Consider the following 24,579-nt stretch of genomic DNA (forward strand, 5'->3'; position numbering starts at 1 on the left):
TCCTGACACCGGGGTAATCCGTGAAAAAGCTCTCCGCACGACGACGCCATCCGTTGGCGGCGGTCGTCGTACTACTCCTCGCGCTGGCGGCCACTGGGGGGCTGTACGCCGCTTTCGCGCCCGCGAGTAAGGCACAGGCCGACGAAACCGCCCAGTCCCTCGCCATCGAGGAGGGCAAGAAGCTGTACTCCGTCGGTTGCGCCAGCTGCCACGGAACCGGCGGTCAGGGCACCACCGACGGGCCGAGCCTGGTCGGCGTGGGCTCCGCCGCCGTTGACTTCCAGGTCGGTACGGGCCGTATGCCGGCGCAGCAGCCCGGCGCCCAGGTGCCGAAGAAGAAGGTCATCTACAGCCAGGCTCAGATCGACCAGCTGGCCGCGTACGTCGCGTCGCTCGGCGCCGGTCCGATCACGCCGACCAAGAAGGACTACGACCCCTCCGGCGCGGACGTCGCCAAGGGTGGCGAGCTCTTCCGTACCAACTGCGCGCAGTGCCACAACCTCACCGGTGAGGGCGGCGCGCTGACGAACGGCAAGTACGCGCCCAGCCTCGAGGGCGTGGACCCGAAGCACCTCTACGAGGCCATGCAGACCGGGCCGCAGAACATGCCGTCCTTCCCGGACACCACGATGCCCGAGAAGCAGAAGCGGGACATCATCGCGTACGTCCAGACCGTGAACAGCGCCCAGTCGGAGAACCCGGGTGGTCTGAAGCTGGGCGGCCTGGGGCCGGTCAGCGAGGGCCTGTTCGCCTGGATCTTCGGACTCGGCGCACTGATCGCAGTTGCCGTTTGGGTCGCGGCCCACACCGCTAAGGCCAAGAAGTCATGAGTAGCCAAGAGATTCCAGAAGAGAACCTGCCCGAAGCGCAGGTCCCCGCGCACGGCGCGGTAGAGGGCGCGGACGACCCGTTCGCGGACCCGGGGCTGCCGGCCCACAAGCCGCGCATCCAGGACATCGACGAGCGGGCCGCCAGGCGCTCCGAGCGCGTGGTCGCCTTCCTGTTCACGCTCTCGATGCTGGCCACGGTCGGCTTCATCGCCTCGTACGTCATCTTCCCGGTCGACAAGATCGTGTACATCTGGCCGTTCGGCCATGTGAGCGCGCTCAACTTCTCGCTGGGTCTGACGCTGGGCGTGGCCCTCTTCGCGATCGGCGCCGGCGCCGTCCACTGGGCGCGCACGCTGATGTCCGACGTGGAGGTCGCCGACGACCGTCACCCGATCGAGGCGTCGCCCGAGGTCAAGGCGAAGGTCATGGCCGACTTCGCGGCGGGTGCCGAGGAGTCCGGGTTCGGCCGCCGCAAGCTGATCCGCAACACCATGTTCGGCGCGCTGGCCCTGGTGCCGCTCTCCGGCGTGGTGCTCCTGCGCGACCTCGGTCCGCTGCCGGAGAAGAAGCTCCGCAGCACGCTGTGGGCCAAGGGCAAGCAGCTCATCAACATGAACACGATGGAGCCGCTGCGTCCCGAGGACGTCGCCGTCGGTTCGCTGACCTTCGCCATGCCCGAGGGCCTGGAGGAGAGCGCCGAGGACTTCAACAACCAGATCGCCAAGGCCGCCCTGATGATCGTCCGGATCCAGCCGGAGAACATCAAGGACAAGCGCGAGCGCGAGTGGGCCCACGAGGGCATCGTGGCCTTCTCGAAGATCTGCACCCACGTCGGCTGCCCGATCAGCCTGTACGAGCAGCAGACGCACCACGTGCTCTGCCCGTGCCACCAGTCCACCTTCGACCTCTCCGACGGCGCCCGCGTCATCTTCGGTCCGGCCGGTCACGCCCTCCCGCAGCTGCGGATCGGCGTGAACAGCGAGGGCAACCTCGAAGCGCTCGGTGACTTCGAAGAGCCCGTCGGTCCTGCATTCTGGGAGCGCGGATGAGTACTGCGACGGACACCAAGCGCAAGGCGCCCGCCGGCGAGCGGGTAGCCGACTGGGCGGACGGCCGGCTCGGGATCTACTCCCTGGCCAAGGCCAACATGCGCAAGATCTTCCCGGACCACTGGTCCTTCATGCTGGGTGAGATCTGCCTCTACAGCTTCATCATCATCATCCTCACGGGTGTGTACCTGACGCTGTTCTTCCACCCGAGCATGAACGAGGTCGTGTACCACGGCTCGTACGAGCCGATGCAGGGCATCCGGATGTCCGAGGCGTACGCCTCGACCCTGGACATCAGCTTCGACGTACGCGGTGGTCTCCTGGTTCGCCAGATCCACCACTGGGCCGCGCTGATCTTCCTGGCCGGCATGTTCGTGCACATGATGCGCGTCTTCTTCACGGGTGCGTTCCGCAAGCCGCGTGAGATCAACTGGCTGTTCGGCTTCCTGCTGTTCGTGCTGGGCATGTTCACCGGCTTCACCGGCTACTCGCTCCCGGACGACCTGCTGTCCGGTACGGGTATCCGCTTCACCCAGGGCGCGATCCTGTCGATGCCGATCGTCGGCACGTACATCTCGATGTTCCTGTTCGGCGGAGAGTTCCCCGGCCACGACTTCGTCGCCCGGTTCTACTCGATCCACATCCTGCTGCTGCCGGGCATCATGCTCGGCCTGCTGGTGGCGCACCTGATCCTGGTCTTCTACCACAAGCACACGCAGTTCGCGGGTCCCGGCCGTACCAACAAGAACGTCGTCGGCATGCCGCTGCTGCCGGTGTACATGGCGAAGGCCGGCGGGTTCTTCTTCCTGGTCTTCGGCATCATCGCGGTCATCGCGGCGATCGCCACGATCAACCCGGTGTGGAACATCGGCCCGTACCGTCCGGACCAGGTGTCCACCGGCGCCCAGCCCGACTGGTACATGGGCTTCGCCGAGGGTCTGATCCGTGTCATGCCGGGCTGGGAGATCAACCTCTGGGGCCACACGCTGGTCCTGGGCGTGTTCATCCCGCTGATGGCCTTCGGGGTGGTCCTCGCGATCATCGCGGTCTACCCGTTCATCGAGTCCTGGATCACCGGGGACAAGCGCGAGCACCACATCCTGGACCGCCCGCGCAACGCCCCGACCCGGACCGCCTTCGGCGTCGCCTGGATCACCGAGTACGTCATCGTCTTCATCGGCGGTGGCAACGACCTGTGGGCCACGCACTTCCACCTGTCGATCAACGCCATCTCCTGGTTCGTACGGATCTTCATCTTCGTCGGCCCGGTCCTCGCGTTCGTCGCCACCCGGCGGATCTGCCTCGGCCTCCAGCGCCGCGACAAGGAGAAGGTGCTGCACGGACGCGAGTCCGGCATCATCAAGCGCCTGCCGCACGGTGAGTTCGTCGAGATCCACGAGCCGCTCAAGCCCGAGCAGCTCCACACGCTCACCGCGCACGAGCAGTACAAGCCGCTCGAACTCGGCCCGACGGTCGACGAGAACGGTGTCGAGCGCAAGGTCTCGGTCCTGCAGAAGCTGCGGGCCCGGCTGAGCAAGGGCCTCTACGGCGAGGACAACCAGATCGCCAAGCCCACCGCCGAGGAGTACAAGGAGATCACCAGCGGCCACGGTCACCACTGATCGCCTGAACTGATCGCCACGGCAGGAGCCCCGTCCATTCGATGGACGGGGCTCTTTGCCGTGCCCGGCGGTCGATAGGGTGGGATCGACCCCTGTACCGAGTGTGGACCCTGGAGCGGACCATGAACGTTGTGACCCCGATCGGCGGCGACAGCGTGGCGGCCCACTCCTGGCCCGCCGTACTGAACGCCCTGCTGCGTGGCGAGGACCTCGGCGCCGACGCCACCGCCTGGGCGATGGACCGCATCATGAGCGGTGAGGCCACCGATGTGCAGATCGCCGGATTCACGGTGGCGCTGCGGGCCAAGGGCGAGACCGTCGACGAGGTCTCCGGCCTGGTCCGGGCGATGTACGAGCACGCCCGCACCATCGAGGTGCCCGGCCGCACGGTCGACATCGTCGGCACCGGCGGCGACCTCGCCAAGACGGTCAACATCTCCACCATGTCGGCGATCGTCATCGCCGGCACCGGCGCCAAGGTCGTCAAGCACGGCAACCGCGCCTCCTCCTCGGCGTCCGGCTCCTCCGACGTGCTGGAGAAGCTCGGCGTCAACCTGGACCTCTCCGCGGAGCGGGTCGTCGAGGTGGCCGAGGAAGCGGGCATCACCTTCTGCTTCGCGGTGCGCTTCCACCCCGCCCTGCGCCATGTGGCCAGGGCCCGCAAGGAGCTCGGGACGCCGACCACGTTCAACATCCTCGGCCCGCTCACCAACCCGGCCCGGGTGCGCTCCCAGGCCGTCGGGGTGGCCGACCCGAAGATGGCGCCGATCGTCGCCGGGGTGCTGGCCGAACGGGGCAACTCCGCGCTGGTCTTCCGCGGCGACGACGGTCTGGACGAGCTGACGACGACCGCGACCTCCCGGGTCTGGGTGGTGCGCGACGGGGCCGTCCGCGAGGAGGCGTTCGACCCGCGCGACGTCGGCCTGGAGCTGGTGCCCGTGGAGGCGCTGCGCGGGGCGGACGCCTCGTACAACGCGGATGTGGCCCGGCGGGTGCTGGCGGGTGAGCGGGGACCGGTGCGCGACGCCGTGCTGCTCAACTCGGCGGCGGCGCTGACGGCGCTGGACCCGGCGGACGGCACGCTGAACGAGCGGCTCGCGGCCGGGATGGCCCGCGCCGCCGAGTCCATCGACTCGGGCGCGGCGGCCCGGGTGCTGGAACGCTGGGTGGCCGTCAGCAACGCCTGAGCAGGCGGGTGCGGACACGGGGCGCGGTCCGGATGGTGGACCGCGCCCTTGCGCGTCCCCATGCGTATGGCAAGATACAGGCAGGTCATGAGTGACAGCGACTACGGCCCCGGCCCGCTGTCCGGCAACCCTCCGTCCGTGGCGGGGTGCCCCGGGTGAAGACCAGGCCGTAGGCAGCGAGGTCTGCGGCAAGCGCGGGCCCCTCGGCATCGGAGCATGCCAACCCCCGGGGTCCTGGTCCCTAGGGAGCCTCTTGTGAGCACGCGAATGCGATAGGGCCGTCGGCCCTTCTCCGCACCCCTTTCTCCTTTCTCTCCGCTGCGCTGCCGCGTACCCGCCGGCGCACGGATTTCGCCTGCCTCTTACGGGAGTTCGCCATGTCCGTCTTCACCGCTGTCGCCGACCAGTCGCTTTGTGCCCCTCTGCCGGTTCTGGGCGAGGATGTCAGGGTTCCGCTGGTGACCGGTGGGGAGGTCACGTACGCCGCGCTCGACTACGCCGCCAGCGCCCCCGCCCTCCAGCGGGTCTGGGACGACGTCGCCGCGTACGCCCCGTACTACGGCAGCGTCCACCGCGGGGCCGGGTACCTCTCGCAGCTCTCCACCGACCTCTTCGAGAACAGCCGGGCCACCGTCGCGGAGTTCCTCGGCTGCCGCGCCGACGACCAGGTGGTCTTCACCCGCTCCACCACCGACTCGCTGAACCTGCTGGCCGCGGTCCTCCCGGCCGACTGCCAGGTCTTCGTCTACGAGACCGAGCACCACGCCTCGCTGCTGCCGTGGCGCGACGCCCGGGTGACGTACCTGAACGCCCCGCGGACCCCCGCCCAGGCGGTCGAGTCCCTGGAGCGGGCGCTCGCCGACCGCGAACCCTACGGCCCGGCGCTGGTCTGCGTCACCGGCGCCTCCAACGTCACCGGTGAGCTGTGGCCGGTGAAGGAGCTGGCCGCCGCCGCGCACGCGCACGGGGCCCGGATCGTGCTGGACGCCGCCCAGCTCGCCCCGCACCACCCGGTGGACATCGCGGAGCTGGACGTCGACTGGGTCGCTTTTTCCGGCCACAAGCTGTACGCGCCCTTCGGCTCGGGCGTCCTCGCCGGCCGGGCCGACTGGCTCCGGGAGGCCGAGCCCTACCTGGCGGGCGGCGGCGCCTCGCGCAAGGTCGCCCGTCGCGCCGACGGCGGCGTGGACGTCGAGTGGCACTCCACCGCCGCCCGCCACGAGGCCGGTTCCCCCAATGTGATCGGCGTGTACTCCATCGCCTCCGCCTGCAAGGCGCTCACCGAGGCGGGCTTCGAGAACCTGGTCGTCCGGGAGCAGGCGCTGGTGGCCGCCGTGCGGGCCGGGCTCGCCGAGGTTCCGCAGGTCAAGGTGTTGTCGCTGTTCGGCGACGACGCCCCGCGGGTCGGCGTGATCTCCTTCGTGGTGGAGGGCTGGAACAGCTCGCACTTCGCCGCCGCGCTCTCCGCCGAGTACGGCATCGGCGTCCGCGACGGCCTCTTCTGCGCCCACCCGCTGGTCCGCACCCTGCTGGGCAGCGACCCGGAGCAGGTCGGCGAGTGCGGCGCGCCCGAGGCCGAGCCGGGCGAGAGGTCGCTCAACGCCATCCGGGTGAGCTTCGGCGCCGGTACGCCCGAGGAGCACATCGAGCGCTTCGTCCGCGCGGTCAAGGAGCTGGTGAGCGAGGGCGCCCAGTGGAAGTACCGGACCGAGGGCGGCCGCTGCGTCCCGGACCGGGGTGCGGCACAGCTCTGAACAGAGCTTCGGCGGGGTGCGGACCGTGTGTCCGTACCCCGCCGACGTGTTGTTGTGGGAGGGCGGCTACGAGTCCAGGCCGATGGCGAACGCGGCCTCCAGGTCGTGCTGCGAGTAGGTGCGGAAGGCCACGTGCGTGTCGGTGGCCTCGACCCCGGGGATCTTGCTGATCCGGCCCGGGATGATGTCGGCCAGATCGTCGTGCCGGGCCACCCGGACCATGGCGATCAGGTCGTACGTACCGGTGACCGAGAAGACCTCGCTGACACTGTCCAGCGCGGCGATGGCCTCGGCGATCTCGGGGATCCGGTCCACGCTGGTTTTGATGAGCACGATCGCGCTGATCACGGCTGGCTTTCTCCCTCGGTGGCCGCGGCTGGTTCCTTCACTCTATCCGTACGCCGGAAGCGCCCCCATGCGTAGAGGAAGCCCAGGAGGAACCCCACCACATGGGCCAGGTAGGCCACGCCGGGGCCCCCGTTCCCCGCGCCCCGCACCGCCAGCCACTGGAGGACGAACCAGAAGACCAGCACGATCCAGGCGGGGAAGCGCAGCGGCAGGAAGAAGAGGAACGGGAAGAGGCTGGTGACCCGGGCGCGGGGGAAGAGGTGGAGGAAGGCCCCGAGCACCGCCGAGATCGATCCCGAGGCGCCGACCAGCGTCTGGTCGGAGGTGGCGTGCGCGGCGGCGTAGGCCATCAGGGCGAGGTAGCCGCTGATGACGTAGAAGGCGGCGAACCCGATCCGGCCCATCCGCTCCTCGGCCATCGCCCCGAACACGTACAGGAAGAGGATGTTGCCGAGCAGGTGGATCCAGCTTCCGTGCACGAAGAGGGCGGTGAGCGGGGTGAGCAGGGCGTGGGCGGACCCCTCCCACAGCTCGCTGGGGATCACGCCCCAGCGTTCGAAGTACCCGGCCTGGGCGGCGAGGGCGGCGTCGGCGGTGCCGTGGACCGCGCGGAGCCCGGAGAGCGGGCTGAGCGCGAAGACCAGGACGCAGACCGCGATCAGGGAATGGGTCACCAGCGGTCCGCCGGAGGTGACCGTACGGAGCACCCCGCCGGTCACCCGGCCCGCCACGGCTCGCGGATCGATCATGAACAGATCATGACGTACAGGGAGGGAACGGGACAGAGCGCCTCGCCGTGTCGGGGGGACGCACCGAGGCCGTAGGGTTACGGCAGGACATCCGCAGTTCGACGGCGCACCGCGAGATCCTTGAAGCAAGCGGCACGAGGCTCGACGAAAGAGGACGCAACGATGACGACGGTTCCCCAGCCGACCGACGGGACCCGCTGGCGCTGCACGCTCTGCGGAAATCTGACCCGCTTCGACGTGACGCGCTCCTCGAAGGTCGTCGAGTACGTCCATCTCGACCTGGCCGGTGAGGCCACCGTCGAGGAACGCGAGGTGGTCAGTGAGACCATCGAGTCGGTGCGTTGCCGTTGGTGCAACGCGGTGGACCAGATCGAACTGGTGGACAGGCCGGGTGCCGACTCCTGACGGAGCCGCACCCACAGACTTTTTGGGGTGACGGATGGTGGAGCAGCCCGCGAGCGGCGCCGGCGCGGCCGAGCCGGCCGGCGACGCCGCCGCCGAGGTGCTCGACCGCCCGCTGCCCGAAGGGGTGCGGCGGCGGGTCGTCGCGCTGGTGGCGGACGCGTTCGGCGGTCTGACGGTCACCGAACTCCCGGCCCAGCTGCGCCAGTACGCCCGCTTCACCCCGACCCGGCGCGCCAAGTTCGCCGGGAACGCCATGGCGGCCGCGCTGGAGAGCGACGCGCTGTTCCGCCAGCGCATCGGTGAGCGGCTCCGGGACGGGCAGCCGGAGCTGGCCGCCGCGCTGGAGGCCGGTGCGCCGCCCGCCGCGGCCGACCCCGTCGACGTGGCCGCGGCCGCCTATGTGCTGCGCCCGGCGGGCTGGGTGAAGCTGGTCGCCGCCGCGGGCGAGGAGGTCCAGCGGGCGGACGCCGAGCGGGCCGACGAGGAGGGCCGCCGCGAGCTGGAGCGGCTCCGCGAGGAGCTGGAACGGGCTCGTTCCCACACGAGGGACGAGACGGAGCGGCTCCGCGCCGAACTGGACGCGGCCCGCAAGGAGGCCGACGCCCTCCAGCGCAAGCTGCGCAGCGCCGCCAACGAGGTCAAGCGCGGTGAGGCGGCGCTCCGCCGCAGCCGGGCCGAGACCGACACCGTACGGTCCGAGGCGGCCGCCCAGGTCTCGGCGGCCGAGAGCGAGACGCGTCGGCTCAAGGCGCGGCTCGCGGAGGCGGAGGCGGCCGTGGAGGCGGGCCGCCGGGCCGCCCGGGAGGGCCGTTCGGTCGAGGACATGCGGCTGCGGCTGCTGCTGGACACGGTGCTCGACGCGGCGAGCGGGCTCCGGCGGGAGCTGGCCCTGCCCCCCTCCACGATGCGCCCGGCCGACGGGGTGGACGCGGTGGAGCCGGGCCGGATGTCGCCCAAGGACATCGCGGCCAGGGCCCTTTCGGAGACCGACCCGGCCCTGCTGGACCAGCTGCTCGCGCTGCCGCAGGCGCACCTGATCATCGACGGCTACAACGTCACCAAGACCGGCTATCCCCAACTCCCCCTGGAGAAGCAGCGGTTGAGGCTGCTGGGTGGGCTCTCGATGCTCGCCGCGCAGACCGGTGCCGAGGTGACCTGTGTCTTCGACGGTGCCGAACTGGCGGCCCCGGTGCTGCTGGCGCCGCCGCGCGGGGTCCGGGTGCTGTTCAGCAAGCCCGGGGTGACCGCCGACGAACTGATCCGCCAGCTCGCGCGGGCCGAACCCCCGGGCCGGCCCGTCGTGGTGGTCTCCACCGACCGCGAGGTCGCGGACGGGGTGGCCAAGGCGGGCGCCCGGCCCGTCGCGTCCGTCTTGCTCCTGAAGCGCCTTTCGCGTGTCTAGTCCCACTCGTTCCGCTTGCCGGTTCTCGGACGGAATCGGGGAACGGACCGTCAATTCACCGCTACGCCCCGTGCGTCACGGGTAAAGAAGTGCGCGGTGTGACGAGATTTTTGGCGCGAGGATTTGAACTGATCACAACTCGGTCACTAGGGTCGGCCTTCGAACCTTCGCTCGGTTGATCACCCATCCGGGGTGACGGCGAAGGAACCGCCGAGTCCGTGACGTGCACGGAGCCGGGGAATTCGCATCCCCCACAGCCCGGTAGGCGGCTGGAGGAAGAAGGAGCTCGCCTTCGTGGCGTCCCACCGTCGTCCCAAGCAGCCGAGCCGAGCCCGTGTGACCGTGATCACCGCGGCCGCCACCGCTGCCGTAGCTCTGTCCTCCCAGGCGGCCCAGGCCGACCCCAAGCCGTCCAAGGACGAGGTCAAGTCCAAGGTCGAGAAGCTCAGCCACGACGCCGGCGAGGCCAACGAGCAGTACTACGGCGCCAAGGAGAAGCAGCAGAAGCTGGAGAAGGAAGTCAGCGCGCTGCAGGACAAGGTGGCCCGCGGCCAGGCGGAGATCAACAAGCTCCGCAACGGCCTCGGTTCGCTCGCCGCCGCGCAGTACCGCTCCGGCGGCATCGACCCCTCGGTGCAGCTCTTCCTCTCGTCCAACCCGGACACCTACCTCGACGAGGCGTCGGCGCTCGACCAGCTGACGGCCAAGCAGACCGAGGCCCTGGGCAAGATCCAGGAGAAGCAGCGGGTCCTCGCGCAGCAGCGCAAGGAGGCCCAGGCCAAGCTCGGTGACCTGGAGGACGTCCGCAAGACGCTCGGCGTCAAGAAGAAGGAGCTCCAGACCAAGCTGGCCAAGGCCCAGCAGATGCTCAACTCGCTGACCGCCGCCGAGCGCACGAAGATGCGCGAGGACGAGAAGCGCGCCAGCCGCGACGCCGGAGCCCGCGTCGAGCTCGGCAACGAGGCCCCCGCCTCCGCCTGGGGCGCCGCCGCCCTCCAGGCCGCCTCCACCCAGGTCGGCAAGCCGTACGGCCGCGGTGGTACCGGCCCCAGCACCTTCGACTGCTCCGGGCTGACCCAGTGGGCCTACGCCCAGGCCAACGTCCAGATCTCCCGGGTCACCTACACCCAGGTCAACGACGGCGTCCGGATCGGCCGCAGCGCCCTGAAGCCGGGCGACCTGGTGTTCTTCAACAACACCTCGCACGTGGCGCTCTACGCGGGCAACAACACCGTCCTGCACGCCCCGTACCCGGGCACGGTCGTCCGCTACGAGTCGATGAACACCATCGGCAGCTTCCAGTTCGGCGTACGCGTCGGCTGAGAACGCCCGAACGGGCGAATTCCCGCGCCCGCGCAGACACCCCGTCCCGCCGGAGACCGCAAGGTCACCGGCGGGACGCCGTCGTTTCCGGCCCGCTCCCGACCGGCGCGGCCCGTGGTCGACGGGTGATCACCCCACTACTGTCTGTCTGCCGTGCGGCTCCCGGTCGTCGGTCCGCCCGTCCCGGGCGGCAGGGGGCCGCGTGCGTCTGCGTACAGCGGAAGGGAGTGCGGCGTCCTGTGGTGTCCCATCGCCGTTCCACACAGCCCGGTCCGGGTCCGGCCGTCCGGGCCACCGTTCTGACGGCCGCCGCGGCGACCGCGGCCGCCGCCCTCGGGGCCTCCGCCGCCTCCGCCGACCCGCAGGGCGCCCCCCGTAGCGCCCAGGCCCGCGTGGACCGGCTGTACACCGAGGCGGAACGGGCCACCCAGAGTTACGACCGGGCCGGTGAGAACGCCCAGCGGCTGCGCGGCGAGATCGCCCGCGCCCAGGACCGGGCCGCCCGCGAGCAGGGGCGGGTCAACCGGATGCGTACGGAGCTCGGGGCGGCGGCGAGCGCCCAGTACCGCTCCGGCGGCATCGACCCCTCGCTGGCCCTGCTGCTCTCCTCCGACCCGGACGGCTATCTGGACCGGGCCGCCGCGCTGGAGCGGGTGACGGACCTTCAGACCGCCCGGCTCCACCAGCTCCAGCAGGCCCGGCGCGGACTGGCGCAGACCCGTGCGGAAGCCTCCCGCGCCCTGGCCGAGCTGGAGCGCGAACGGGCGGCGGCCACCCGCAACAAACGGATCGTCACCCGGAAACTCGCCGAGGCGAAGCGGCTGCTGACCACCCTGACCGGCACCGACCGGGCGGAGTTCGAGCGGGCCTCCCGCTCCGGCCGGGACATCGGCCTCCCGGACCTGGCCGATCTGCCGGCCGGCTCCGCGCGTGCGGCCGCCGCCGTCATCGCCGTCCGCCGGGCCCTGGGCCACCCGTACGTCTGGGGCGCCAACGGGCCGTCCGGCTTCGACTGCTCCGGGCTGATGCAGTGGGCGTACGCCCAGGCCGGGGTCGGTCTGCCGCGCACCTCGCAGGCCCAGCGGTACGCGGGCCGCATGGTGCCGCTCTCCGAGGCCCGCCCCGGCGACCTGGTCGCCTACCGCGCGGACGCCAGCCACATCGCGATGTACGTCGGCCACGGCCAGGTCATCCACGCCCCGTACCCCGGTGCCTCGGTGCGCTACGACCCGGTCGGCATGATGCCGGTCTCCTCCGTCACCCGCGTCTGACGCCGCACGCCGCTCCACCGGGGAGCGCGGGACAGCCCGTACCCTCGATCGGGTGAACGACGGACGTGGACGGGGCGGGCGGGGGCGGGCGTGGGGCGGCGTCGCTGTGCTGCTCGCCGGGCCGCTGCTCCTCGCCGGCTGCTCGGCCCCCGACGGCGACGTCCCGGCCAAGGGCGCCGACCGGGCCGTCCGCGCCACCCTGGACCGCCGGGCCGCCGCCGTGCTCCACCACGACCCGGCCGCCTACCTCGCCACCACCGACCCCGGGGCCGCCGCCCTGCGCGCCGCCCAGCGCCGCGAGCTCGGCAACCTCGCCGACGTACCGCTGAGCACCTGGGAGTACCACCTGGTCCGGACGACCCCGCGGGGCGCCGACCGGGTCACCGCCGATGTCGAGCTGCGCTACCGGATCACCGCCTACGACCCCGCCCCGGTCACCGCGGACCGGGTCGTCGAACTGCGCCGGGACCGGGCGGACGGCCGCTGGTACGTCACCGGCGACCGGCCCGGCGCCGACAGCGTCCGCCAGCTCTGGGAGCAGGGCGCGGTACGGGTGGTGCGCGGCGGGCACAGCCTGGTGCTCGGCGTCGGCCGCACCGGCCGGGAGCTGCGCGCGATCGCCCGGACCACGGACCGCGCGGTGCCCGCGGTCTCCGGCGCGTGGCCGGAGCACTGGGCGGGGCGGGTGGTGGTGCTGGTGCCCCGGAGCACGACGGACCTGGCGGCGCTGCTCGGCTCCTCGGCGGACTACCGGGGCGTCGCCGCCGTCACCTCCGGCAGGACCGGCGCACCGGGCACCAACCCGGCGGACCGGGTGATCGTCAACCCGCAGGCGTACGACACGCTCGACGCCTTCGGACAGCGCGTCGTCCTCACCCACGAGACCACCCACGTCGCCACCCGCGCCCGCACCTCCGCCGCCACCCCGACCTGGCTCTCCGAGGGCTTCGCGGACTGGGCGGCCTACCGCGCCGAGGACCGTGCCCCCGACCGCATCGCCCCCGAACTGGCCGCCGCCGTCCGGCGCGGCGAACTCCCCGCCGCCCTCCCCGCCGACACCGACTTCGGCTTCACCGGCGATCCGGAGCGCCTGGCCAGGGCGTACGAAGGCGGCTGGGCGGCCTGCCGGATGATCGCCGACCGCTGGGGCGAGCCGGAACTGCTCGCCCTCTACCGGGCCGTCGGCGCGCACCGGGAGCGGGACGGCGCGGTCGAGCAGGCCCTGCGGGACGTGCTCGGCACCACCCCGGCGGAGTTCACCGGGCTCTGGCACGACTGGCTCCGCGCCCACCTCGGCTGAGCCCCGCTCAGGAACCCACCGGCTCCACCGTCCGGCCGGCCGCCGAGGGCACCGCGGACGCGGGCCGGGGCACCGTCTGCCGCCACAGCCGCCGGCAGGCGGTCAGCGTCGCCGCGACCAGCAGCCCGTTGCGCAGGAACATCAGCGTCACCCCGGTCGCGTCGCTGGACACCACGTGCACGAAGCCGAACGGGAACTCCCACTGGGTGATCCCCGTCGCCACCAGCACCAGCACGGCGGGCAGCACCATCCGGCCGCCCCGGAACACCAGGCAGACCGCCGCCAGACCGACCAGCCACAGCAGGTACTGCGGACTGATCACCCGGCTCGTCGTCGTGAACAGCAGCACCGCCGCGAACGCCGCGTCCGCCGGGGTGCTCACCGAGAAGTCCCGCGCCCGCAGCCGCCACAGCACCAGCCAGCCCAGCGCGAGGACGGAGAGCCCGAGCGCCAGCGTGCTCACCAGCTCCACGTGCGGCCCCAGGAACTCCAGCGAGCCGTAGTGCAGCTCCACCCGGCCCGACCAGCCGAACTGCCGCGCCACATGGAAGACCAGCCCGCCCAGCGACTCGACCTCGGTGCCCCGGTCCCGCTGGAAGCCGAGGAAGGCCAGCGCCCCCGGCGCCGCCAGCACGCACCCCGCCAGCAGCCCGGCCGCCGCCACCGCCGCGGCGCCCCACGCCAGCCGCGTCCGCCGACCGGGCTCCGTACCCGCCAGCAGCAGCGCCGGCCACACCTTGAGCAGCGCGCCGACGGCCGCCAGCACCCCCAGCACCCGGGGATGCCGCACCCCCGCCAGCAGCGCCGCCACCGCCACCGCCACCACCATCACGTCGTACCGGGCGTACGCGGTCGTACCGAGCAGCGGCACCCCCGCCACCCACACCCAGGCGCCCGCCCGCGACCGGCCCCCGCCCCGGCCCGCGTACAGCAGCAGCCCCAGCACCAGCAGATCGCAGCCGCAGACGAGGACGAAGAACGCCGAGGTGTAGTCCAGCATCGGCAGCAGCCCGGGGGAGAGGACCGCGAGCGCGGCCAGCGGCGGGTACTGCCAGGTGACGTCCTCCCGGGGGTACGTCCCGCTCCTCAGGACCTCGGACCAGCCGTGGTAGATCGCCGAGACGTCGCTGGTCACGTCCGGTCCCGGCAGGGTGACCGCCTTGGTGACGCAGAGCAGCAGCGCCACCCTGGTCAGCGCCCACACCGCGACGGCGAACCGCGCACCCGTCGATCCCGTCATGCCGCTCCGTCCGTCCGTTCCGCAATACCCGCCGGCGGGTACGAGCAGCCATGATGCCCGCCCGGCCGGTGCCGGATCCATCGGACCGGTCCCGGTACTGTCGGCCGGGATGGACAAGACCCTGATCGTGACCAACGACTTCCCGCCCCGCCCCGGCGGCATCCAGGCATTCCTGCACAACATGGCGCTGCGCCTGGACCCCGGGCGGATCGTCGTCTACGCCTCCACCTGGAAGCTGAGCGCCGAGGGCGTCGCGGCCACCGCCGCCTTCGACGCCGAACAGCCCTTCACCGTCGTGCGCGACCCCACCACGATGCTGCTGCCGACCCCCCGGACCACCCGGCGCGCGGTGGGGCTGCTGCGCGAGCACGGCTGCACCTCCGTCTGGTTCGGCGCCGCCGCCCCGCTCGGGCTGATGGCCCCCGCGCTGCGCCGGGCCGGTGCCCGCCGCCTGGTCGCCACCACCCACGGCCACGAGGCGGGCTGGGCCCAGCTCCCCGCCGCCCGGCACCTGCTGCGGCGGATCGGCGAGTCCACGGACACCATCACCTACCTGGGGGAGTACACCCGCTCCCGGATCGCCCCCGCGCTCACCCCCGGGGCCGCGGCGCGGATGGTCCAGCTCCCGCCCGGCGTCGACGAGAAGACCTTCCACCCGGACTCGGGCGGGCAGCGGGTGCGGGCCGCGCTCGGCCTCACGGACCGGCCCGTCGTCGTCTGCGTCTCCCGGCTCGTGCCGCGCAAGGGCCAGGACACCCTGATCCGCGCGATGCCCGGGGTCCTGGCGCGGATCCCGGACGCGGTGCTGCTGATCGTCGGCGGCGGCCCGTACGCGAAGGACCTGCGGAGGCTGGCCGTCGAGACCGGGGTCGCCGACGCGGTGCGGTTCACCGGGCCGGTGGACTGGGCGGAGCTGCCCGCGCACTACGGCGCCGGCGACGTCTTCGCCATGCCGTGCCGCACCCGGCGCGGCGGCCTCGACGTGGAGGGCCTGGGCATCGTCTTCCTGGAGGCGTCCGCGACCGGGCTGCCGGTGGTGGCGGGCGACTCGGGCGGCGCGCCCGACGCGGTGCTGGACGGCGAGACCGGATGGGTGGTGCGCGGCGACAGCGCGCGGGAGTCGGCCGAACGGATCGTCGCCCTGCTCCAGGACCCGGAGCTGCGGCGGCGGATGGGCGAGCGCGGCCGGGCCTGGGTCGAGGAGAAGTGGCGCTGGGACCTGCTGGCCGAACGGCTGCGCACCCTGCTCTGATCCGGACGCGAGAGGGGCCCGCACACGTGCCGTGCGGGCCCCTCTCGCGTACCGGTCGCGGATCAGCCCCGGTAGATCGCCTCGATCTCGTCCGCGAAGTCCTTCGCCACCACATTGCGCTTCAGCTTCAGCGAGGGCGTGATGTGGCCCGCCTCCTCGGTGAACTGGGCGTCCAGGACGCGGAACTTGCGGACCGACTCCGCCTTGGACACGGCCGCGTTCCCGTCGTCCACCGCCCGCTGCACCTCGGCCAGCAGCTCCGGGTCCTCGCGCAGCGACCGGGCCGTCGAACCGGCCGGCTTGCCGTGCTCGCGGGCCCAGCGGTCCAGGAACTCCTCGTCCAGGGTGACCAGCGCGCCGACGAACGGCCGCCCGTCGCCGACCACCATGCACTCGGCGACCAGGGCGTGCCCGCGGATGCGGTCCTCGATCACCGCCGGGGCGACGTTCTTGCCGCCCGCCGTCACGATGATCTCCTTCTTGCGGCCGGTGATCGTGAGGTAGCCGTCCTCGTCGAGCGTGCCGATGTCACCGGTGTGGAACCAGCCGTCGGCCAGCGCCTCGGCGGTCGCCGCCGGGTTGTTCCAGTAACCGGTGAACAGGTGCTCGCCGTGGAGCAGCACCTCGCCGTCGTCGGCGATCCGCACCACGGAGCCGGGCAGCGGCTGGCCGACCGTGCCGACCTTCTGCCGGTCCCACGGGGTGAAGGCGGTGGCCGCGCAGGACTCCGTCAGGCCGTAGCCCTCCAGGACGGTGAAGCCGATGCCCCGGTAGAAGTGGCCGAGCCGCGCGCCCAGCGGGGCACCGCCGGAGATCGCGTGCTCGCCGCGTCCGCCGAGCACCGCGCGCAGCTTGCCGTAGACCAGCTTGTCGAAGATCCGGTGCTTCACCCGCAGCCCGAAGGAGGGGCCCTGCGGGGTGTCCAGCGCGTGGCTGTAGGCGATCGCCGTGTCGGCGGCCCGGTCGAAGATCTTGCCCTTGCCGTCGGCCTGCGCCTTGGCGCGCGCCCCGTTGTACACCTTCTCGAAGACCCGCGGCACACCCAGGATCAGCGTCGGCCGGAAGGACGCCAGCTCCTCGGTCAGGTGCTTGATGTCCGGTACGCAGCCCAGCCGGATCGGCGCCATCACCGCAGCCACCTCGACCAGCCGCCCGAAGACGTGCGCGGCGGGGAGGAAGAGCAGTACGGAGCACTCGCCGGTACGGAACAGCGGCTTCAGCCGCTCCACCACGTTGCCGCACTCGGCGAAGAAGCTGCGGTGCGTCAGCACGCAGCCCTTGGGGCGGCCGGTGGTGCCCGAGGTGTACACGATGGTGGCCGGGTCGTCCGCCTTGGCCGTCGCCATCCGCCGGTCCAGCGTCTCGTCGGAGACGTCCGCACCGCTCTCGGTGAGCCGGCGGACCGCGTCGCCCTCGATCTGCCAGATGCTCTTCAGCGCGGACAGGCCGCCCCGGACGGACTCCACGGACGCCTCGTGCCCGGCGGACTCCACCACGCACAGCACGGCTCCGGAGTCGCCGAGGATCCACTGGATCTGCTCGGGCGAGCTGGTCTCGTAGACCGGGACGGTGACCGCGCCCGCGCTCCAGATGGCGAAGTCGAACAGCACCCACTCGTAGCGGGTCCGCGAGAGCAGGGCCACCCGGTCGCCGGCCTCGACGCCCGCCGCGATCAGCCCCTTGGCGACCCCTCTGACCTCGGCCAGGAACTGCCGGGCGTCGACATCGGTCCAGACGCCCGCCACCTTGCGGCTCATCACCGCGACATCGGGATGCTGAGCGGCATTGCGGCGGATGAGATCCGTCAGGTTGCCGTCCGAGGGGACCTCGTACAGGGCCGGAAGGCTGAACTCGCGCAAGACTGCTGCTCCTCATCGGGCTCCGGTGCCACGGCTCTGTGTGACGCACCGGCTGCGGTCCAGGACTGGCTCGTGCTCAGTGGGGTGAGCACAACTGGACTCGCCCGGACGTTACCCACCAGTACATGGTTCCGGATAGGGGGTCCCGGCCAGATGTCTTATGCGTCACACATCACGGTGATCCTTGGGCGCACAGTAGTCCACCTCCGTGACCGGACAGGGATAACCGCAGGTCCAGCGGGCCCTACCCAGGTGACGGAGGGAGTTCTAGGCCCTGCCTTCAAACTGCCGCCTGCCGTGCGGCGCCCGGCACGCACGCTCGCCGCGTTGTCGGGACTGCCCCGATACATCCAGTATCGGGGCGACCCTCCGCCTTGCGATCGCACGCACCGGACACCGCACGGCCCGGCCTCCGGCCGGACGGCGGCACTTTGAAGGCAGGGCCTAGGGTGATCGGCATGGCAGCGGAAGAGCGGTCCGGGGCGGGCACGGGTAAGCGCACGCGCGTGCATGTCGTCAGCGATGTGCACGGCAACAGCGAGGCGCTGGCCCGGGCCGGGGACGGGGCCGACGCGCTGGTCTGCCTCGGCGACCTGGTGCTCTTCCTCGACTACGCCGACCACTCGCGCGGCATCTTCCCCGACCTCTTCGGCGTGGAGAACGCCGACCGGATCGTCGCCCTGCGCACCGCCCGCCGCTTCGACGAGGCCCGCGCGTTCAACCGGAGCCTGTGGGAGGGCGTCGACCGCGACGCCGCCATCGTCTCGGCGGTGCGCAGGCAGTACGCCGAACTCTTCGCCGCCTTCCCCGCGCCCACGTACGCCACCTACGGCAACGTCGACATCCCGGACCTCTGGCCCGAGTACGCCCACCCCGGCACCACCGTCCTCGACGGCCAGCGGACCGAGATCGGCGGCCGGGTCTTCGGCTTCGTCGGCGGCGGGCTGCGGACCCCGATGCGGACCCCGTACGAGATCGACGACGAGGAGTACGCGGCGAAGATCGAGGCGCTCGGCCCGGTCGACGTGCTCTGCACCCACATCCCGCCCGAGGTCCCGGAGTTGACCTACGACACCGTGGCGCGCCGCTTCGAGCGCGGCAGCCGGGCGCTGCTGGACGCCATCCGCGCGACCCGCCCCCGGTACGCCCTTTTCGGCCACGTCCACCAGCCCCTGGTGCGCCGGATGCGGATCGGCGCCACCGAGTGTGTGAACGTCGGTCACTTCGCGTCCACCGGCAGGCCGTGGGCCCTGGAGTGGTGAGCCCACCGGCACCGGACCCCGGGACGATCCGTCCCGCGCACGCGATAGCCTTCTGACGGCAGGGTCTCTGCCGACGCACCGGTTACACCGCACTGGAGGAGCCACAGCGATGGCTGAACACACCAGGTCGAGCATCACGATCGAGGCGGCACCGGCCGACGTCATGGGCGTGATCGCCGACTTCGCCCGCTACCCGGAGTGGACCGGCGAGGTCAAGGAGGCCGAGGTCCTCGCCACCGACGCGCAGGGCCGCGCCGAGCAGGTCCGCCTCGTCCTCGACGCCGGGGCGATCAAGGACGACCACACCCTCGCCTACACCTGGACCGGTGCGAACGAAGTCAGCTGGACGCTCGTCAAGTCCCAGATGCTGCGCGCCATCGACGGCTCCTACGCCCTGACCGACCTCGGCGGCGGCCGCACCGAGGTCACCTACCGGCTGACCGTCGACGTCAAGATCCCGATGCTCGGCATGATCAAGCGCAAGGCCGAGAAGGTCATCATCGACCGGGCCCTGGCCGGCCTGAAGAAGCGCGTCGAATCCGTCCCGAAGGTCTGACCCGGATGCGTACGGTCCTCGTCACCGGACCCGGCGGCGCGGGCCGTACCACCGTCGCGGCGGCCACCGCGCTGGCCGCCGCCCGGCGCGGCGGCAGCGCCCTGCTCCTCACCCCCGACCCCATACCCGGCTTCCCCCGGGACACCGGCCCCACCGAGGTCACCGCCGGGCTGTGGGCCGCCCGGATCGACTCCGCCGAGCACTTCCGGGGCGAGTTCCTCGCCCTCCAGGACCGGGCGTCCGGCGTCCTCGACCTGCTCGGCGGGGCCCGGCTGGACGGCGAGGAGATCACCGAGCTCCCCGGCAGCACCCAGCTCGCCCTGCTGCACAGCCTGCGCCGGGCCGCCGAGGGCGACTGGTCGCGCCGCGGCCACGACCTCCTGGTCGTCGACCTGCCGCCGCTGGGCGAGGCCCTCGACCTGCTCTCCCTCCCCGCCCGGCTCCGCCGCTACCTGCGCCGGCTGCTGCCCCCGGAGCGGCAGGCCGCCCGCGCCCTGCGCCCGATGCTCGCCCAGCTCGCCGGGGTCCCGATGCCCGCCCAGTGGCTGTACGAGGCGGCCGCCCGCAAGGACGCCGAGCTGGCCGCCGTCCAGGCCCTGATCGAGGACGCCGGCACCACGCTCCGGCTGGTCGCCGAGCCCGGCCCGGCCGCCGAGGAGGCCCTGCGGACCGCCCGTACCGGCCTCGCCCTGCACGGGCTGCGGGTCGACACCCTCGCGGTCAACCGCCTGCTGCCCCGGCACTCGGCCGACCCCTGGTTCGCCGCGCTCGCCGCGCAGCAGGAGAAGACCGTCGACCGCTGGCGGGACGAGTGGGCGCCGCACGCCGCCCTGCGCGAGCTGCCCCACCTGGGCCGCGACCCGCGCGGCCTGGACGACCTCGACCGCCTCGCCGAGCACACCGCACCCGCCCCGGACCACGGCGTACCCGGCCCCGGCCGGGCCGAGGACCCCTGGTGGATCGAGGTGCCCGACGCCCCGGAGGGCCTGGGCGCCCTGCTCCCCGGCAGCCCGATCGTGCGCACCGCACCCGACGGGGACGGCGACGGCGTACCGGTCCTGGTCTGGTGCCTGCCGCTGCCCGGCGCCGTGAAGAAGGATCTGCGGCTGGTCCGCCGGGGCGACGAACTGCTGCTCACGGTGGGCCCGTACCACCGGACCGTGCCGCTGGAGTCCGGGCTGCGCCGCTGCACCGTCTCGGGCGCCTCGCTCACCGACGGGCTGCTCCGGGTCCGCTTCACCCCGGACCCCGACCTCTGGCCCCGGACGGGCTGAACCCCGCCCCGCCGTTCGGGTAACGTCGGAAGCGGGCGCCCGGGACGCCGGGCCGCCGTACGCCACGTCGCAGGAGTCCGCCATGAGCGATGCCACCGATCGTCCCGCCGACGACGACGCGTGGGCGAGCGCCTGCGCGGAGGACCTGGAGGCGGAGAAGGCCCGCCGCCGCGCCCAGCACGGCCCGCCGCCCGGCTCCGCCGCCGAGGAGCTGCGCAAGCTGGTCGACGCCGTCGCCGACAAGGTCGCGTCCTTCCAGGCACCGCTGCTCGGCGCCACGGCGCAGGGCACGGTGCAGCAGATCATCAAGCAGGCGAGGTCCGCCGTCGAGCCGGTCATCGAGCGCAACCCGGAGGTCTTCGACCACCTCGCCGCGGCCGGCGGCGAACTCCTCGCCGCCTACCGCTCCGCCGTCGAGGGCCAGGAGCGCCGCTGGACCCGCACCGCCGCCGACGAGGCCGGTGCGAAGACCGGTACGGACGGCACCGGTGCGGAGAAGCGGGCCGGGGACCCGAGCGACCCGCGCGACGAGCCGCCCGCCGCGGGCGAGCAGATCGACCTCGACTGACCGGCGCCGCTGGGCGGCCCCCCGGCTCGGGTACGGTTGCCCCAGCGGGGCACGACCGGAACTGAGGGATTCATGGGACTCACCATCGGCGTCGATATCGGCGGCACGAAGATCGCAGCTGGCGTGGTCGACGAAGAGGGCCACATCCTCTCCACGCACAAGGTGCCGACCCCGCCGACCGCCGAAGGCATCGTGGACGCCATCGCGACGGCCGTGTCCGGCGCGAGCGAGGGCCGGAGCATCGAGGCCGTCGGCATCGGCGCCGCCGGATACGTCGACGACAAGCGCGCCACCGTGCTGTTCGCCCCGAACATCAACTGGCGCCACGAGCCGCTGAAGGACAAGGTCGAGCAGCGCGTCGGCCTCCCGGTCGTCGTGGAGAACGACGCCAACGCCGCCGCCTGGGGCGAGTACCGCTTCGGCGCCGGCCAGGGCCACGACGACGTCATCTGCATCACGCTCGGCACCGGGCTCGGCGGCGGCATCATCATCGGCAACAAGCTGCGCCGCGGACGCTTCGGCGTGGCCGCCGAGTTCGGCCACATCCGGGTCGTCCCGGACGGTCTCCTCTGCGGCTGCGGCAGCCAGGGCTGCTGGGAGCAGTACGCCTCCGGCCGGGCCCTGGTCCGCTACGCCCGGCAGCGCGCCAACGCCACTCCGGAGAACGCCGCGGTCCTGCTGTCGCTCGGCGACGGCACGGTGGACGGCATCGAGGGCAAGCACATCAGCCAGGCCGCCCGGCAGGGCGACCCGGTGGCGATCGACTCCTTCCGCGAGCTGGCCCGCTGGGCCGGTGCCGGACTCGCCGACCTCGCCTCGCTCTTCGACCCGTCCGCGTTCATCGTCGGCGGCGGTGTCTCGGACGAGGGTGAGCTGGTCCTCGACCCGATCCGCAAGTCCTTCCGGCGCTGGCTGATCGGCGGCGAGTGGCGCCCGCACGCCCAGGTCCTCGCGGCCCGCCTCGGCGGCGAGGCCGGGCTGGTCGGCGCGGCGGACCTGGCCCGCCAGGGCTGAACCGCACCCCGGCACGAGTCGGCCGGACGCCCGTCGCGCCCCCTGGGGGAGCGGCGGGCGTCCGTCGTATCGTGAGGCGCATGGTCCTGACGCCACTGCCCGACTCCCGTACCGAGCCGGATGGTTCGGCCGTCGTCCGCGCGCTGAGCTACAACATCCGGTCGATGCGCGACGACCCCGGGGCGCTGGCCCGCGTCATCGGGGCCTGCGCCCCCGACCTGGTCTTCATCCAGGAGGCCCCGCGCTTCTTCCGCTGGCGCAAGCGCGCCGCCTGGCTCGCGGCCCGCACCGGCCTCGTCGTCCTCGGCGGCGGCGCCACGGCGGCCGGCCCGCTGCTGCTCTGCTCGCTGCGGGCCACGGTGGAGCGCACGGAGGACGTCCTGCTCCCGCTCACCCCCGGGCTGCACCGCAGGGGCCTGGCCACCTCGGTGGTACGGATCGCGGGCACCCGCATCGGGCTGGTGAGCTTCCATCTGAGCCTCCAGCGCGAGGAGCGCCTCGCCCAGGCCGGGGCGGTGCTGGAGCGGATGGACGAGATGGGCGTCGAGCACGCCGTCGCGGCCGGCGACCTCAACGACGTACCGTCCGGCGCCGCCTTCGGCCGGCTGGCCGGGCGGCTCCAGGACTGCCGGACGGTACGGCCCTGGGGCGGCGAGCACACCTACCCGGCCGGCCGCCCGGACCGCCGCATCGACGCGGTCTTCGCGACGCCCGGGATCGAGGTCCTCGGCTGCGGCGTCCCCGCCGGGCTGCCGGGGGTCGGCGACGCGGACCTGCGCGCGGCCACCGACCACCTTCCGGTGCTGGCCGCGCTGCGGGTCCCCGCCCTGAAGCCCTGACGTCCGTGCCCGGTCAGACCACCGCGCCGCGCCCGGGGTCCTCGTCGTCCTCCCCGTCGTCGTTCATCCGGGCCACCAGCGTGACGAAGCCGCCGAGGAAACCGACGACGCAGACCGTGGTGAACCACCAGGTCATCTCCCAGCCCAGCACCACCGCGAGCAGCATCAGCACCGGGCCGCCGACCACCCCGAGCCAGGCGAACTTCGCCGTGGCGTCGGCCTCCGGCAGCGGCGGGGGCTCCGGGGGGACGAAGTGCCCCTCGTCGCTCTCGTCGAGGTCGTCGTCCTTCGGCTCGGCGAGCCCGTAGTCGCGCGGCCCCATCACCCCGGGGGCGAAGACGACCGAGCTGCCGAGCGGCTTCTCCGGCGGCCTCGGGAGCTTCTTGCCGAGCCCCTTGTCCACCTCGGGGCCCGCGGGCCCGTCGTCCTCCAGCAGAGCGAGGTCCTCGACCGAACGGAACGGCTTGGCGCCCGGCGGGTCCGGCGGCTCCTCGCCGTACCCCGCGACGATCGCCCGCCACGCGGCGTCCTCGTCGACCGGCGAACCCTCCCGGCCGCCCTCGCCGCCCGGCGCCGCCTTCCGGGGAGCGGACTCCTCCTGGCCCGTGCCGTCGTCGGGCACGGCCGCGCCCTCGGCGGGAAGGGGCTCGCGCTCCTCCTCGCTGCCCGCGCGCTCCGCGTCGTGCTCAGCCACCTGACGTGCTCCCCTTCTTGCCGACGCTCGGGGCGAGGCGGCCGATGAACCGATGGCTCTCGTCGAAGATCCGCTCCGCGTCATGGTCCAACGTCGCCACGTGGTAGCTCTGTTCCAGCAGGATCTCCTCGACGTCCGTCGACGACACCCGGCTCAGGATGCGCGCCGAGTCGGCGGGCGGCACCACATGGTCCTGCGGGCTGTGCAGCAGCACGATCGGCTGGGTGACCTGCGGCAGCTCGGCGTCGACGAGCCGGAAGAACTTCCGCAGCGAGTGCGCCGCGTGCAGCGGGACCCGGTCGTACCCGACCTCGTCGGACCCCTTCAGGGCGATGTCGCTGACCAGCCCCTTCGTGGTGGGCATCAGATGGCGGACGACCGGCAGCGCGTGCGCCGCCAGGCCGTGCACCTTGTTCGCCGGGTTGACGAGCACCAGGCCGCTGATCGCGTCGCCGTGCTTGGCCGCCAGCCGCAGCGTCAGCGCGCCGCCCATGGACAGTCCGAAGACGAAGACCTGCGTGCACCGCTCCAGCAGGGCGCGCAGCTCCCGGTCCACCTCCGCGTACCAGTCCTGCCAGCCGGTGAGCTGCATGTCCTGCCAGCGGGTGCCGTGCCCCGGCAGCAGCGGCAGCGAGACGGTCAGGCCGCGCTCCGCCAGATAGCGGGCCCAGGGGCGCAGCGACTGCGGAGAACCGGTGAATCCGTGGCAGAGGAGGACGCCGACCTCTCCGCCCTCGTGGCGGAACGGCTCGGCTCCGGGAAGGACCGGCACCAAGGTCTC

Annotated in this window: 23 protein-coding genes and 1 riboswitch; of the genes, 17 read left to right on the forward strand and 6 right to left on the reverse strand. The window is 72.6% G+C overall.

What is annotated here, in order from left to right; translation table 11 throughout:
- Window positions 1-20: 20 nt before the first annotated feature.
- The 5 genes from qcrC to ACWC97_RS13670 all read left to right on the forward strand — a co-directional run bounded on the left by qcrC (window position 21) and on the right by ACWC97_RS13670 (window position 6,442).
- Window positions 21-830 (forward strand): cytochrome bc1 complex diheme cytochrome c subunit, encoded by an 810-nt coding sequence (gene qcrC / locus ACWC97_RS13650; protein ID WP_352274843.1) that lies wholly within the window; start codon window positions 21-23, stop codon window positions 828-830.
- On the forward strand, window positions 827-1,879 hold the full coding sequence (gene qcrA, locus ACWC97_RS13655; RefSeq protein ID WP_352274844.1) for a cytochrome bc1 complex Rieske iron-sulfur subunit: 1,053 nt from the start codon (window positions 827-829) through the stop codon (window positions 1,877-1,879). Before qcrC ends, qcrA begins: the two co-directional genes overlap by 4 nt.
- The gene (qcrB, locus tag ACWC97_RS13660) at window positions 1,876-3,501 is read left to right on the forward strand and encodes a cytochrome bc1 complex cytochrome b subunit (protein ID WP_352274845.1); all 1,626 of its coding nucleotides are present in this window, start codon (window positions 1,876-1,878) and stop codon (window positions 3,499-3,501) included. Before qcrA ends, qcrB begins: the two co-directional genes overlap by 4 nt.
- Window positions 3,502-3,623: 122 nt before the next feature.
- Complete coding sequence (trpD, locus tag ACWC97_RS13665) at window positions 3,624-4,688, forward strand: anthranilate phosphoribosyltransferase (protein ID WP_352274846.1); 1,065 nt, start codon at window positions 3,624-3,626, stop codon at window positions 4,686-4,688.
- An 83-nt stretch (window positions 4,689-4,771) separates the two neighbouring features.
- Window positions 4,772-4,889: riboswitch (SAM riboswitch) on the forward strand.
- A 176-nt stretch (window positions 4,890-5,065) separates the two neighbouring features.
- Window positions 5,066-6,442: an aminotransferase class V-fold PLP-dependent enzyme gene (locus tag ACWC97_RS13670; RefSeq protein WP_450649310.1), complete on the forward strand. Its 1,377-nt coding sequence runs from the start codon at window positions 5,066-5,068 to the stop codon at window positions 6,440-6,442.
- Between the two features lie 66 nt (window positions 6,443-6,508).
- Here the strand turns inward: ACWC97_RS13670 and ACWC97_RS13675 are convergent, their stop codons facing one another.
- Together ACWC97_RS13675 and ACWC97_RS13680 are read right to left on the reverse strand one after the other, a co-directional pair.
- Complete coding sequence (locus tag ACWC97_RS13675; RefSeq protein WP_352274848.1) at window positions 6,509-6,790, reverse strand: Lrp/AsnC family transcriptional regulator; 282 nt, start codon at window positions 6,788-6,790, stop codon at window positions 6,509-6,511.
- Complete coding sequence (locus tag ACWC97_RS13680; protein ID WP_352274849.1) at window positions 6,787-7,539, reverse strand: rhomboid family intramembrane serine protease; 753 nt, start codon at window positions 7,537-7,539, stop codon at window positions 6,787-6,789. Before ACWC97_RS13680 ends, ACWC97_RS13675 begins: the two co-directional genes overlap by 4 nt.
- Window positions 7,540-7,701: 162 nt before the next feature.
- Here ACWC97_RS13680 and ACWC97_RS13685 point away from each other — a divergent pair, with 162 nt between their 5' ends.
- The 5 genes from ACWC97_RS13685 (at window position 7,702) to ACWC97_RS13705 (ending at window position 13,240) form a co-directional block, all read left to right on the forward strand.
- Window positions 7,702-7,944 carry a hypothetical protein gene (locus tag ACWC97_RS13685; RefSeq protein WP_030933560.1) on the forward strand — a complete coding sequence of 81 codons (243 nt, stop codon included), beginning with the start codon at window positions 7,702-7,704 and terminating at the stop codon, window positions 7,942-7,944.
- 37 nt (window positions 7,945-7,981) lie between these two features.
- Window positions 7,982-9,346 (forward strand): NYN domain-containing protein, encoded by a 1,365-nt coding sequence (locus ACWC97_RS13690; RefSeq protein ID WP_352275096.1) that lies wholly within the window; start codon window positions 7,982-7,984, stop codon window positions 9,344-9,346.
- Between the two features lie 294 nt (window positions 9,347-9,640).
- Window positions 9,641-10,669 (forward strand): C40 family peptidase, encoded by a 1,029-nt coding sequence (locus ACWC97_RS13695; RefSeq protein WP_352274850.1) that lies wholly within the window; start codon window positions 9,641-9,643, stop codon window positions 10,667-10,669.
- A 239-nt stretch (window positions 10,670-10,908) separates the two neighbouring features.
- Window positions 10,909-11,940 (forward strand): NlpC/P60 family protein, encoded by a 1,032-nt coding sequence (locus ACWC97_RS13700; protein ID WP_450649313.1) that lies wholly within the window; start codon window positions 10,909-10,911, stop codon window positions 11,938-11,940.
- A gap of 52 nt (window positions 11,941-11,992) precedes the next feature.
- On the forward strand, window positions 11,993-13,240 hold the full coding sequence (locus ACWC97_RS13705) for a hypothetical protein (RefSeq protein WP_450649315.1): 1,248 nt from the start codon (window positions 11,993-11,995) through the stop codon (window positions 13,238-13,240).
- A gap of 7 nt (window positions 13,241-13,247) precedes the next feature.
- Here ACWC97_RS13705 and ACWC97_RS13710 read toward each other — a convergent pair whose 3' ends face one another.
- A complete protein-coding gene (locus ACWC97_RS13710; protein WP_352274853.1) occupies window positions 13,248-14,480 on the reverse strand; it encodes a glycosyltransferase 87 family protein in 1,233 nt (410 codons plus the stop codon).
- Window positions 14,481-14,589: 109 nt separating this feature from the next.
- Between ACWC97_RS13710 and ACWC97_RS13715 the strand changes: the two genes are divergently transcribed.
- Entirely contained in the window at window positions 14,590-15,732 is a 1,143-nt protein-coding gene (locus tag ACWC97_RS13715) for a glycosyltransferase family 4 protein (protein WP_450649317.1), read from the forward strand.
- A 62-nt stretch (window positions 15,733-15,794) separates the two neighbouring features.
- On the opposite strand, the gene ACWC97_RS13720 is transcribed toward ACWC97_RS13715, so the two are convergent.
- On the reverse strand, window positions 15,795-17,591 hold the full coding sequence (locus ACWC97_RS13720; RefSeq protein WP_385211154.1) for an AMP-dependent synthetase/ligase: 1,797 nt from the start codon (window positions 17,589-17,591) through the stop codon (window positions 15,795-15,797).
- Window positions 17,592-18,049: 458 nt separating this feature from the next.
- On the opposite strand from ACWC97_RS13720, the gene ACWC97_RS13725 reads away from it, so the two are divergent.
- The 6 genes from ACWC97_RS13725 (at window position 18,050) to ACWC97_RS13750 (ending at window position 23,104) form a co-directional block, all read left to right on the forward strand.
- Window positions 18,050-18,853, forward strand: coding sequence for a metallophosphoesterase family protein (locus ACWC97_RS13725; RefSeq protein WP_352274856.1), 804 nt, complete (start codon window positions 18,050-18,052; stop codon window positions 18,851-18,853).
- 109 nt (window positions 18,854-18,962) lie between these two features.
- Window positions 18,963-19,409: an SRPBCC family protein gene (locus tag ACWC97_RS13730; protein WP_352274857.1), complete on the forward strand. Its 447-nt coding sequence runs from the start codon at window positions 18,963-18,965 to the stop codon at window positions 19,407-19,409.
- A gap of 5 nt (window positions 19,410-19,414) precedes the next feature.
- On the forward strand, window positions 19,415-20,683 hold the full coding sequence (locus ACWC97_RS13735; RefSeq protein WP_450649320.1) for an ArsA family ATPase: 1,269 nt from the start codon (window positions 19,415-19,417) through the stop codon (window positions 20,681-20,683).
- Between the two features lie 82 nt (window positions 20,684-20,765).
- On the forward strand, window positions 20,766-21,251 hold the full coding sequence (locus ACWC97_RS13740) for a DUF5304 domain-containing protein (protein ID WP_352274859.1): 486 nt from the start codon (window positions 20,766-20,768) through the stop codon (window positions 21,249-21,251).
- A gap of 72 nt (window positions 21,252-21,323) precedes the next feature.
- The gene (locus ACWC97_RS13745) at window positions 21,324-22,265 is read left to right on the forward strand and encodes an ROK family glucokinase (protein WP_352274860.1); all 942 of its coding nucleotides are present in this window, start codon (window positions 21,324-21,326) and stop codon (window positions 22,263-22,265) included.
- Window positions 22,266-22,345: 80 nt separating this feature from the next.
- Window positions 22,346-23,104, forward strand: a complete 759-nt coding sequence (locus tag ACWC97_RS13750) for an endonuclease/exonuclease/phosphatase family protein (RefSeq protein WP_352274861.1) — start codon at window positions 22,346-22,348, stop codon at window positions 23,102-23,104.
- 13 nt (window positions 23,105-23,117) lie between these two features.
- On the opposite strand, the gene ACWC97_RS13755 is transcribed toward ACWC97_RS13750, so the two are convergent.
- Window positions 23,118-23,798 (reverse strand): hypothetical protein, encoded by a 681-nt coding sequence (locus ACWC97_RS13755; RefSeq protein ID WP_450649322.1) that lies wholly within the window; start codon window positions 23,796-23,798, stop codon window positions 23,118-23,120.
- Entirely contained in the window at window positions 23,791-24,570 is a 780-nt protein-coding gene (locus tag ACWC97_RS13760; RefSeq protein WP_385211168.1) for an alpha/beta hydrolase, read from the reverse strand. The genes ACWC97_RS13755 and ACWC97_RS13760 overlap by 8 nt, the downstream gene beginning before the upstream one ends.
- Between the last annotated feature and the right edge of the window lie 9 nt (window positions 24,571-24,579).

Source organism: Streptomyces sp. NPDC001108, assembly GCF_053598535.1.